This is a genomic window from Domibacillus tundrae (assembly GCF_000970675.1).
Classification (GTDB): Bacteria; Bacillota; Bacilli; order Bacillales; family Domibacillaceae; genus Domibacillus; species Domibacillus tundrae.
The window spans coordinates 220,445-232,471 of sequence record NZ_LAJA01000001.1; the positions used below are offsets into that span (position 1 = coordinate 220,445).

Below are 12,027 nucleotides of genomic sequence, written 5' to 3' on the forward strand. Positions count from 1 at the left end.
CGCCGCAACGACTTTGTGACTCACATCCTGTGAGTCCTCGAGCCGATGGCGCCTGGAGCAAGACATTAAAAAAGGAGCGATTAACTTGAAACTAGGTGTATTTGCAGTTCTTTTCAGCAACAAATCATTTGAAGACATGCTTGATCATGTAAAAGCATCGGGCTTGGATGCTGTTGAAATTGGTACAGGCTGCTATCCTGGCAACGCGCATTGTCCACTTGATGAATTACTTGAAGATGAAGAGAAGCGGGCGGACTATCTTGAAGCAGTGACATCACGAGGCCTCTCGATTAGTGCATTCAGCTGTCACGGTAATCCCCTTACACCTGACAAAGCATTTGCGGAAGAATCCGATTCGGTGCTCCGCAAAACGATCAAGCTGGCATCGCTCCTCGGCGTACCGGTTGTCAACACTTTCTCTGGGACAGCGGGTGATTCTGACGATGCGAAGCAGCCGAACTGGCCGGTAGTGCCATGGCCGGCAGAATACGGCGACATCCTTTCGTGGCAATGGGAAAACAAATTAATTCCGTATTGGAAAGAAATCGGTGAGCTCGCGAAAAGCCATAATGTGAAAATCGGCCTGGAGCTGCACGGAGGCTTTCTCGTGCATACACCATATACAATGCTGAAGCTTCGCGAAGAAACATGCGATGCTATCGGTGCCAACCTTGATCCGAGCCATATGTGGTGGCAGGGGATCGATCCGGTTGCCGCGATTAAAATTCTTGGTAAAGCGGGTGCAATTCATCATTTCCACGCGAAAGACACGTACATTGATCAGGACAATGTCAATATGTACGGCTTGACGGATATGCAGCCGTACGGAAACGTACAGTCACGCGCATGGACGTTCCGCAGTGTCGGATGTGGCCACAGCCTGCAGGAATGGTCAGACATGATGAGTGCACTTCGCATGTACAACTATGACTACGTCGTCAGCATTGAGCATGAAGATGCGCTCATGTCGATTGATGAAGGTTTCAGCCGTGCAGTTAAAAACTTAAACGAAGTCCTCATTCGCGATTCTGCGGGCGAGATGTGGTGGGCGTAAAAAGAAAAGGTTCTTGTCTCAGAAATTTGAGGCAGGAACCCTTTTTAGTATCCAAATAGAAAACGCTTGCAAAGTAAAGTGAAAAAAGATAAAATAGCCATATAAGTGTAATCGTTTACATTTTAAGGAGAAAAAAATGGCAAAAATGAGTGATGTGGCAGAACTAGCCGGCGTTTCAACGGCGACGGTTTCAAGAGTATTGCGAAGCCCGGACGCGGTAAAAGAAGCTACACAAAAGAAAGTATACGATGCGATTCGACAGCTCGACTATCAGCCGAACATGCTCGCCCGGAATTTGCGCATAAATAAAACTGGTACACTGCTCGTTGTAGCACCTAATTTAAATAATCTCGTCTTTTCGGAGATGATTGCCGGAATTGATGAAGAAGCAGGGAAATGCGGCTATCAGGTACTGCTTGGCAATACAAATGGCGATTCGAAAAAAACAGAAGGCTATATTGATCAGCTAAAACAAAAACAGGTCGACGGCTTAATTTTGCTTTCTGTTCAGCTGGATGAAAAAGTGTGGCAGGACATTGCCGACCACTATCCGGTCGTCATTGCATCTGACTATGTAGAAGGCATCCAGGTGCCGACTATTTCAATTGATAATGTGGCTTGCGGAAAACAGATAACGAACCATTTTATTCAAATGGGACATTCAAACATCGGCTTTATCGGCGGGACACTCCGGGCATCGGTCAGCCGCGACCGCTTAAATGGCTATAAGCTGGCCTTGACTGAAGCGGGAATCACAATACAGGATTCATTTATTGAGGAAGGGGATTACTCCATTCAATCCGGCTGCGATCTTTGTATGAAAATGATGAATCAGCCAAATGCGCCGACCGCTCTTTTTTGTGGAAGTGATGAAATGGCTTTTGGCGCGATCCAGGCATTGAGAGAAAACGGATACCGTGTACCGGAGGATGTGGCGGTAGCGGGTTTTGATGATATTAAGTTTTCAGCCGTTATGAATCCGGCGCTCACGACGATTGCCCAGCCGCTTCAAAAAATGGGCAAAAAAGCGATGGAAGTGCTGTATCAGCTTATCAATGGACATATGTCTTCTCAGCAGCAATATGTAATTGAAAGTGAATTTAAAATTAGGGAATCATGCGGGTATCATCAAAAATGAACCGCATTTATTCATAAAATGTAATCGATTACAAAATGGGAGGTAAGAAAAATGAAAACTATTCCAGTAGCTGTACAACTATTTACATTGCGTGAAGAAAGCGAAAAAGATTTTGCCGGAACGTTAAAAAAAGTAGCAGAGCTTGGTTATGATGGGGTTGAGTTTGCGGGATTCGGCGGATTAAGTGCACAAGAGGTAAAAGCGCTGCTTGATGAATATGGATTAAAGGCGGCTTCAAGCCATATTCCGCTTGATGACATAAAAAATAACCTTAATCAGGTCATTGAAGAACAAAAAGTGATCGGCAGCCGTTACGTTGTCTGCCCGTACCTGTTTCCTGAACAGCGCAGTGAAGCGGATTATCAGGAACTTCTTTTAACCTTAAAAGAAGCGGAGGAAGTGTGCCAAAAAGAAGGGATCACGCTTTGCTACCACAATCATGATTTTGAACTGGAAAAACTCGCAGATGGACGGACAGCGCTCCATACGATTTTAGATGAAACAAATGCGGCGGCTGAATTTGATATTTACTGGCTGACAAAAGCAGGCGAGCAGCCCGTTGACTGGATCAAGCGATACGCGGGCCGGACACCTCTTATCCACTTAAAAGACATGACAATGGACGATGAACAATTTTTCGCGGAGCTTGGGACAGGCGGCGTTAACATCGAAGCAGTGCTTGAAGCGGCGGAGCAGACAAATGTAGAATGGTGGGTCGTCGAGCAGGATGTCTCGAGACGTACACCGTTTGAAAGCATTGAAATCAGCTTGAATTATTTAAAAACAAAACTGCCGCATGTGGCTGCGAAGTAAGGAGAGAGACCGGATGACACTAAATGTTGGGCTCATCGGCTGCGGCAATATAAGCGGTATTTACTTGGAAAACAGCAGGCATTACAAGTCATTTACCATAGTGGCATGTGCGGATCTTGACCGTGCGAAAGCGGAAGAAGCAGCAGCCAAGCATGGTGTGCCGAATGTGATGGAAGTTGATGAATTAATTGAGTCACCGGACATTGACATTGTCCTGAATTTAACGGTTCCGCATGCACATGCCGATGTAGCAGTCCGGGCGGTTGAACAGAAAAAACATGTCTATTCGGAAAAACCGCTCGCTATTACACTCGAAGACGGTAAACGAATCATTGAAAAAGCGGCAGAGTATAACGTGATAGCCGGGTCAGCGCCCGATACTTTTTTAGGAAGCAGCATCCAGCTCGCCGGACATTTAATAGAAGATGGAGCAATCGGCAAAATTGTTGGTGCGACCGCTTTTATGATGTCACGTGGACCAGAGTCCTGGCACCCTAATCCAGAATTTTTTTATCATGCAGGAGGCGGACCTATGTATGACATGGGACCATATTATTTAACGGCGCTTGTCAGCCTGCTCGGTCCGGTGAAGCGTCTGACCGGATCAGCCCGCATCACCTATCCGGAGCGAATGATTACGAGTGAACCGAAATACGGGGAGAAAATCGTCGTGCAGGTGCCGACGCACGTGACCGGCATTCTTGATTTTGAGCAGGGTGCCACCGCGACCATCACAACGAGTTTTGACGTCGCTGCCGCTCGTACGCCGTTTATTGAAATTTACGGGGAAGAAGGCACGATCAGTCTGCCAGACCCGAACTGCTTTCATTTGCCGGTGCTCATGAAAAAGCATGGGGAAGAGGAATGGAAAGAAATAAAACCTGAAACGAAGCTGCCAGAAAATGCGCGGGGCATTGGCCTGGCTGAAATGGCGGAAGCAATTGAATCAGGAGAAACGCCGCGTGCGAACGGTGATATGGCCTATCACGTGCTTGAAATCATGCATGGCATTCATCATTCTTCAGATTACGGGCAGCATTACCAGATGGATAGCACATGTGAAAAGCCAAACTTAGTAGAAAAATCCGCATCGTTTTAAAAATAAATGATAAACCATAAGAGTCCCTTGCTGTGCAGGGGCTCTTTTCTGCAACTATATAAGTTGACCTGATCATTTTTCCTTCTGCCACACGGTGACTGATCAACTCCTCTAACGAGTGGCCTGCATCACAAAAAACAACTTCATAACACTTTTTACAGTTACTTTTGTGTGAGAGCCGTTTTGGCTTGCTGCTTTTGACGGGAGCCGAAATGGCAGCGGGCGCATGGCTTCGCGTTCCGTGGGGCAGGCGCTGAGCCCGCTAGTCCCACAGCAGTCCCACCGCCTCTGCGTTTTGACGGGTAAGTGGAAAGCAGAAAAGTGCTGGACTAGCAGGCTTCGGCTTAAAACGAAACGATGCCCGATTTAAAGAGCAAAACGTACGAGCTTGAACACGCACTGCTTTTCAAAAACCACTTGGTGAAGCCTGCGGGACGTACAGTGAATCAGCAGATCCCGCAGGCGCAGCTAAGGAATGCCGGACTGCCCGTGGAACGCGAAGTCCGGCCGGCTTCACCTGTCGGCTCCTGTTCAAAATCGGCAGGCATTCCTCACAAGATAGCCCAATGCCTGCGCACATAAGGAATTGATGGTCAGGATGGATTCCAAAACAAATCGGTGATCATCCCTGCACCGATACGAAACGCAATAGCCCAAACAGCCATTGTTTTCTAGAGGAAGAATCTTTATTCAACTTATATAGTCGGAAATATTCATCAAAACAACGGATCTGTCCACTTACTAATTCAAAATAGATGTGCTACTCGTTCACATCATTGTCGATTAATAAAATTTCTTTCAAATAAAGGAGAGAAAAAAATGAACCAGTACAAAGCAGTCGTTGCCGGATGCGGCAGTATGGCTAATACATGGATTGACTATATAAAAACGCGTGAAAATGCAGACATTATCGCGCTTGTTGATGTGAATGTTGAAGCGGCGCAGTCTATGGCCGATCGGCAAGGGCTGGAAGTGCCGTGTTACATGGATTTATCTCAGGCACTGGCGGATACAGGCGGGAATTTGGTCATTGATGTGACCATCCCGGCTGCGCATAAGCAAGTCGTCACAACCGCTTTGCGGTCAGGGTATCATGTAATAGGGGAAAAGCCGATTGCTGAAACTCTTGAAGATGCAAAAGAAGTAGTCGAAACAGCAGAGAAAACGGGAAAGAACTATTCCATCATGCAAAATCGACGGTATACGAAGCAGATCCGGACGCTTCGGCAATTGCTGGCTGACAATAAAATTGGCAAAATTGGTTCGATTCATGCTGACTTTTTTATAGGTCCGCGTTTTGGTGGATTCCGTGAAGAGATGGACAGCCCGCTGCTCGTTGATATGGCCATTCATACATTTGATCAGGCCCGGTTTTTAACAGGAGCGGACGCGGTGTTCGTTTATTGTCATGAATACAATCCACCGGGATCGTGGTACGAGGGAAATGCGTCAGCTATCTGCATTTTTGAAATGAGTGACGGCTCGGTGTTTTCATACCGCGGTTCATGGTGCGCAGATGGTCATAAAACATCGTGGGATGCCGATTGGCGGATTACGGGAACAAAGGGCAGCGCCATATGGGACGGAGAAACGTCACCAGTGCTGGAAATAAAAGATCCCTCAAAACCAGCAGAGTTTATTCATCCAGTGCAGATAGAAACAGCAGAGAACCTTTGGACAGGAAAGGAAGGACATGCGGGCTGCCTGGATGAAATGTTTGCAGCGCTTGAGGAAAATCGATTCGCTGAGACGGATTGCCGGGATAACATTAAAAGCATGGAAATGGTGTTTGGTGCGTTGGAAAGCGCGAAAACAGGCAAAAAAGTGATGCTTTCCCACTGAAAAGAATAGAGTTTCTCATACAGGAGCTTTTATCGAAAATTCGGTATACTAATAGAAGAGAATCGTGAACGTCATCTGCACGATGCAGATGGGGTTGCTTGTTGAAAAGAGGCAGCGGGAATGAATAACATTGAAGAAATATACGAAAGAGCTGTGATCACGGAGAGACCCGGGGCGGATGAGTCACGCCATCACTATTACGATAAAGGACAAAATCGTTACATTTCGATCCCGAAAGAAGATGTAACAAATAAAGAACAACAGCTGCTTTCTCATTTTTTTATGCCCATTGAGCGTGAGCAGCGGCAAAGCCAGCTGTCTGCCCGTGAACAGGCATGGTGGGATTTTCTCCTGAACGGCGCAGAATGCCCAGCGGTGAAGGAAGAGCGGGTGCGGTTTTTATATGTCAAGCTGTCCGAGAACGACCGCAGCGGTTTTTTTGAAGCAGTCGATACATTTTTTGATCATGCACTCCTCGTCGTTTGGACTGGAGAAAAAGACTGCATATTAATAGAAGAAGAATCCGATTACCCGATTCAAAAAGAAGATGCACAGACGTTTTTAGATGTACTTGCCGGTGACTTTTACATGGCAGGGCGGTTATTTGCCGGCCGTTTTTCAACGGCCAAAGATTCATTGAAAACTGTCTATGAGAATGAAATGGAAGCGGCTCGTAAAGCGGCGCTATTTATCCCAGGGCAAAAAGTGACAACGATAGAAATGGTAGTGCCGCATTTATTTTTATCGCAATGCGGTGAAGAACTAGGTCGTTTTTTTGCCGGAGAACAGGAATTGTTTCATGAAGATGATGATTTGCGGAACACGCTTCAATTATTTATTCAAAATCACTTAAATGTAAGTCAAACGGCCAAACAGCTGCATCTGCACCGCAACAGTCTCCAGTACCGGATCGACAAGTTTATTGACCGGACCGGCATCGATGTTCGTTCGTACGAAGGTGCGCTGCTCATTTATATGATTTGTTTAATGAGCACGAAAAAATGACAACGTGCACAATATGATAGAGTTATCTTTGTGCACCCTGTCCATTTTTATTTCCCTTGTAAGCGAATACAATGAAAATAAGAAAACGGTTACAGGAGGAATGAAAAATGGCAGAACTTCAATTAAATAATATTTATAAAGTATATGATGGAGATGTAACAGCGGTTGAGGATTTCAACCTTCACATTCAAGATAAAGAGTTTATCGTCTTTGTTGGCCCATCTGGCTGTGGGAAATCTACCACACTTCGAATGATTGCCGGTCTTGAAGAAATTTCAAAAGGTGATTTCTACATTGACGACCGCCGTGTAAATGATGTGGCACCAAAAGACCGCGATATCGCAATGGTGTTCCAGAACTACGCACTTTACCCGCACATGACAGTTTATGATAACATGGCATTCGGCTTAAAGCTTCGTAAAATGCCGAAAGAAGAAATTAAGCAGCGCGTTGATAACGCAGCTCAAATTCTTGGTTTGACAGATTATTTGAAACGGAAACCGAAAGCATTATCCGGCGGTCAGCGTCAGCGTGTTGCCCTCGGTCGTGCGATTGTCCGTGATGCAAAAGTATTCTTAATGGATGAGCCGCTTTCCAACTTGGATGCGAAACTTCGCGTACAAATGCGTTCTGAAATTATTAAACTTCATCAGCGTTTGCAGACGACGACAATTTACGTAACGCATGACCAAACGGAAGCATTGACGATGGCAACACGTATCGTTGTTATGAAAGCCGGCAAGATCATGCAGATCGGTTCACCGAAAGAAGTATACGAGAATCCAGAAAACGCGTTTGTAGCCGGCTTTATCGGTTCACCGCCAATGAACTTCTTTAACGCAGAGCTTGGCGATGGATTTGTGAAAATCGGTTCGAAATCACTTGACGTGCCAGAAGGAAAAATGCGCTACCTGCGTGACCAAGGGTATGTAGGCAAACAAATTCTTCTCGGTGTTCGGCCGGAAGATATTCATGATGAATTGATTTTCCTGGAAGCGTCCCAACATACGTCGTTTGATGCGGAAGTTTCTGTATCTGAACTTCTCGGTGCAGAAATCATGGTCTATTCTGAAATTGAAGGTCAAAGCTTTGTAGCACGCCTTGATTCACGTCTCGACATTATGGCAGGCGAAAAAATTCAGCTTGCGTTCGATTTAAACAAAGCGCATTTCTTTGACGCTACATCAGAAGTGCGGATTCGCCCATAATCGATTTTAGGCAGGAAGTGACTACCGCTTCCTGCTTTTCTACTTTGGAGGATATACATATGAAAAAACAGCCGGTTTTGTTTCTCAGCCTGTTTTTATTCTTTTTTCACTCATCTGTGGCGATGACCGCTACCTTTTTACCGTCTTATTTTCAGGAAAAAGGACTGTCTGCTTCGGAAATTGGCTGGCTCATGGCCATCGGTCCGTTTACCGCCCTTTTTTCGCAGCCATTTTGGGGATATATGAGCGATAAATATAAAACGGTCAAGCGCATGGTGATGATTTGCTCCGGCGGATTGATTTTCATGAGTTTCTTTTTGTTTCAAGCAGACTCGTTTTGGATGCTCCTCTTTATTGCGGCGATTTTCTTTTCATTTCAGTCACCCATTGGTGCGCTTGGAGACAGTTTATCGCAAAAAACAGCCGTTCTGCACCACGTTCAATTTGGCCAGATCCGGATGTGGGGATCAGTAGGGTTTGCGTTGACATCCCTGCTCGGCGGATTTATTTTAGGACAACTGGGTCTTGGATATTTATTTTATTTATTCCTTACATACGCCATTATAACGTTTGTTGTCATACAAAAAATTAGCGATGTAACTGCATCCGCTAAGATTATTAATATGAAAGAAGCCGCCAAAATCGTTAGCCGGCCGTCATTTTTATGGTTCTTGCTGATCATTATGCTCGTGACGATCACACACCGGGCAAATGATATGTTCATTGGTTTATATGTGACGGAACTCGGTGGCACCGAATCACAAATCGGGCTCGCCTGGTTTATGGGCGTCGCGTCGGAAGCGATGATTTTTATGTTCAGTGCCTATTGGATCCGCTGGTTTAAACGGAATATGACCTTTGTTATTATTGCGGCTGCTTTGTATGGTGTGCGCTGGATGCTGTACGCTTTGGCAACAGAGCCAATTCACATCATTTTGCTCCAGCCGCTGCATGGTTTGACGTTCGGTGTGTTTTATTTATGTACATTTCAAATTGTCACAAAAATCATGCCGGATGAATTTCTCGCGACCGGGCAAATGGTATTCATTTCCGCCTTTTTCGGCTTATCTGGTATCATTGGCTCGCTCGGAGGCGGCTGGATTATTGATTGGACAGGCGGCGCGGCCGCCATGTATCAGCTTCTTGGCTGGTTCGCATTCGCTGGCTGTATTGGGCTTGTTCTCTATGATCAATCCGGCAGAAAAAAAGATGAAGAATTATTGAAAAAAGTTTAAAAAAACGGTTTCATTTTGAGTGAAGCGGGTAGTTAATAAGTACAGAGGCATCCATAAGGAAGCCGCAAAGGCAAATGCAGCATCCAGATTAAGTAATCGGATGAAAAAGTTGTTTAACCGCCTTTGTTCCATCAAGTTTGAAATGAATTTCAACAGCATTTCAACATTTTATGGACTGTACAGGATGAATGATTTGCTTAAAGCGGCGAAGTGTAAAAACCCGCCGACTGAATCCATTTAGCGGTTCCTGCGATTAGGCAGAGTTGACTGCTGAATAAGTAAGCAGATCTTCTCCAGCAATTCCCGCTTCACAAGGGGAATGAGAGAAGCCTATGCCGGAATCTGGCACAGGCTTTTTTCATTTTAACTGTAAGGCTGCGATAGACAACGGTTCAGGATATGCCTAAACGTTTATTTTTTTGGATGAGAGCTTTCTTTGTCCTTTTTCTTCATTTCTTTCTTGACCTCTTTTATTTTCTTTATCTCTTCCTGGTACTCCTCCTCAACTTCAGAAGTGGAGGGGAGAAAAGGCTCTTGATTGTAGTCGATCCGCTTTCCATACCGCAGCATTTCATAAATGATAAAGCCGTTATTGGGCATACCGTTTACGGTTTTCATTGGCACAATATCAAATAAAACAAAGTAAAAAGCATAAAATACAAATCGATCCCAGAACGTCCGGTACTCTTCTAATAATCCATTTGCAAGCATTGTATTAATCGTCAACGCCGCTATTGTATTGACCAAGATGGGTCCGGCATAGAGCAAGACATACGCAGCCCTTCCTTCTCTTTTTAAGGAATCATAGGAATACCAGCTAGATAAATGATAATATTTCCGGACATCAAATATACCGAGTTGAAACAACCGGGGCCCTGAACCAATTGTCACACGGGGATTTTTCACTCCAAATACAATACTTACAATCAGATAGCCCATTTCGCGTAAAAAAACGACTGTGGGTAATATGATAAATGCCGAGATGGCTAATGAGAATAAGTCGGCTAAGCCGAACATCCAATTCCTCCTAAACATTATCTGCAGATGTACCCATTTAGAATGCCCGAGTTGCCGATGAACAAATCAGATTTATACAAATTAACTGGAAACAGTACAAGCGACAGAAGAAATTCGACCGCTTTTGTTGTATAGTTATTTAAAATATTACCTGCTTAGTTATCCTTTCCGAAATGAAGCAGAAAGCATATTCAAAACAAGCAAGATGAAAGTAGATGGAGGCGTTTACACGATAATGATTGTAAATTGATGGAGGGATTCGTAGCGGAATTTTTAAGTATGATGGCTGGTTTACCCTGTTATTAGGAGTTATTCTGCCGTTATTATACTTATTCCCGCCAATATAAAAATGATTTGGAGTGGAAATGAATGGCGCATATCATAATGGATATCGGTGTTTCAAATGGCCGGCTTGTGGTAAAAAACGGCAAGAATGAAAACCTTAGAAAGTTATTGGTAAAAATGCAGCGAAAACCAATTCCATTTTCTTACATAGGTCGATTTTCTTTGCATATATCTATCTGAAAAGGGAATAGAGGTATTGGATTGAAAAAATAGGATTGGAGTGAAGAATGATGAAAAAAAGGACATTAGGATTACAAGGTCTGGAAGTTTCTTCTCTTGGTTTAGGCTGCATGGGGATGTCGGATTTTTACAGTGGGCGTGATGATGAGGAATCAATCAAAACCATTAAGCATGCATTGGAGCTTGGTGTGACTTTTTTGGATACAGCTGATATGTACGGAGTCGGACAAAACGAAGAACTGCTTGGACAGGCAATAAAAGGCCGACGGGATCAGGTCATTATCGCCACAAAGTTTGGAAATGTGCGCGGTGAAGATGGTGCCTTTTTAGGTGTAAATGGAAGACCGGAGTACGTAAAAGAAGCATGTGAAAAAAGTCTGCGCCGGTTGGGAACAGATTATATCGATTTGTATTATCAGCATCGTGTCGATCCGAATATCCCAATTGAAGAAACAGTGGGTGCGATGGCAGACCTTGTAAAAGAAGGCAAAGTGAGATATTTAGGTCTTTCTGAAGCAGCGTCTGATACGATTCGAAAAGCACATGATGTACATCCTATTTCTGCCCTTCAAACAGAATATTCTTTATGGAGCCGTGATGTGGAGGATGATATTTTACCGGCAGTTCGGGAGCTGGGAATCGGATTTGTTCCATACAGCCCGCTTGGCAGAGGTTTTCTGACAGGCCAGATTCGAACATTTGACGATTTGGCAGAAGATGATTATCGCCGCTTTTCACCAAGATTTCAGGGAGAGAACTTTGACAAAAATATTGAACTTGTGAAAAAAATCGAAGAGATGGCAAAAGAAAAAGGATGCACGACTTCACAATTAGCACTTGCCTGGCTGCTTGCCCAAGGGAATGATATTGTGCCGATCCCAGGAACGAAAAAACGCAAGTATTTAGAAGAAAACGTAGAAGCGGTAAATGTGGCACTCTCAAAACAGGAGCTTGCTGCAATTAATGATATTGCGCCAAAAGGAGCGGCTGCCGGCCTTCGTTATCCGGAAAGCGGAATGAAAGGTGTTAATTTATAAAAGCCGATATTTCAATTAAAGATAGTATGAGATCACAAGAGAAGGGAAAGATAA

10 protein-coding genes are annotated in these 12,027 nt (G+C 44.5%); 9 read left to right on the forward strand and 1 reads right to left on the reverse strand.

What is annotated here, in order from left to right; translation table 11 throughout:
• The first annotated feature begins 85 nt into the window (after nt 1-85).
• From VQ00_RS01050 to VQ00_RS01090, 8 genes are all read left to right on the forward strand, one after another.
• Entirely contained in the window at nt 86-1,054 is a 969-nt protein-coding gene (locus VQ00_RS01050; protein ID WP_046178283.1) for a sugar phosphate isomerase/epimerase family protein, read from the forward strand.
• Nucleotides 1,055-1,190: 136 nt separating this feature from the next.
• Nucleotides 1,191-2,192: a LacI family DNA-binding transcriptional regulator gene (locus VQ00_RS01055; RefSeq protein WP_046178284.1), complete on the forward strand. Its 1,002-nt coding sequence runs from the start codon at nt 1,191-1,193 to the stop codon at nt 2,190-2,192.
• A gap of 51 nt (nt 2,193-2,243) precedes the next feature.
• Entirely contained in the window at nt 2,244-3,005 is a 762-nt protein-coding gene (locus VQ00_RS01060) for a sugar phosphate isomerase/epimerase family protein (protein WP_046178285.1), read from the forward strand.
• A gap of 13 nt (nt 3,006-3,018) precedes the next feature.
• Nucleotides 3,019-4,104 (forward strand): Gfo/Idh/MocA family protein, encoded by a 1,086-nt coding sequence (locus tag VQ00_RS01065; RefSeq protein WP_046178286.1) that lies wholly within the window; start codon nt 3,019-3,021, stop codon nt 4,102-4,104.
• A gap of 819 nt (nt 4,105-4,923) precedes the next feature.
• Complete coding sequence (locus VQ00_RS01075) at nt 4,924-5,946, forward strand: Gfo/Idh/MocA family protein (RefSeq protein ID WP_046178288.1); 1,023 nt, start codon at nt 4,924-4,926, stop codon at nt 5,944-5,946.
• Between the two features lie 120 nt (nt 5,947-6,066).
• Entirely contained in the window at nt 6,067-6,951 is an 885-nt protein-coding gene (locus tag VQ00_RS01080; protein WP_046178289.1) for a PucR family transcriptional regulator, read from the forward strand.
• 107 nt (nt 6,952-7,058) lie between these two features.
• Nucleotides 7,059-8,159, forward strand: a complete 1,101-nt coding sequence (locus VQ00_RS01085) for an ABC transporter ATP-binding protein (RefSeq protein ID WP_046178290.1) — start codon at nt 7,059-7,061, stop codon at nt 8,157-8,159.
• A gap of 59 nt (nt 8,160-8,218) precedes the next feature.
• Complete coding sequence (locus VQ00_RS01090; RefSeq protein WP_046178291.1) at nt 8,219-9,394, forward strand: MFS transporter; 1,176 nt, start codon at nt 8,219-8,221, stop codon at nt 9,392-9,394.
• A 411-nt stretch (nt 9,395-9,805) separates the two neighbouring features.
• On the opposite strand, the gene VQ00_RS01095 is transcribed toward VQ00_RS01090, so the two are convergent.
• Nucleotides 9,806-10,411: a hypothetical protein gene (locus VQ00_RS01095; protein WP_046178292.1), complete on the reverse strand. Its 606-nt coding sequence runs from the start codon at nt 10,409-10,411 to the stop codon at nt 9,806-9,808.
• Between the two features lie 575 nt (nt 10,412-10,986).
• Here VQ00_RS01095 and VQ00_RS01100 point away from each other — a divergent pair.
• Entirely contained in the window at nt 10,987-11,973 is a 987-nt protein-coding gene (locus VQ00_RS01100) for an aldo/keto reductase (RefSeq protein WP_046178293.1), read from the forward strand.
• Nucleotides 11,974-12,027: the final 54 nt, after the last annotated feature.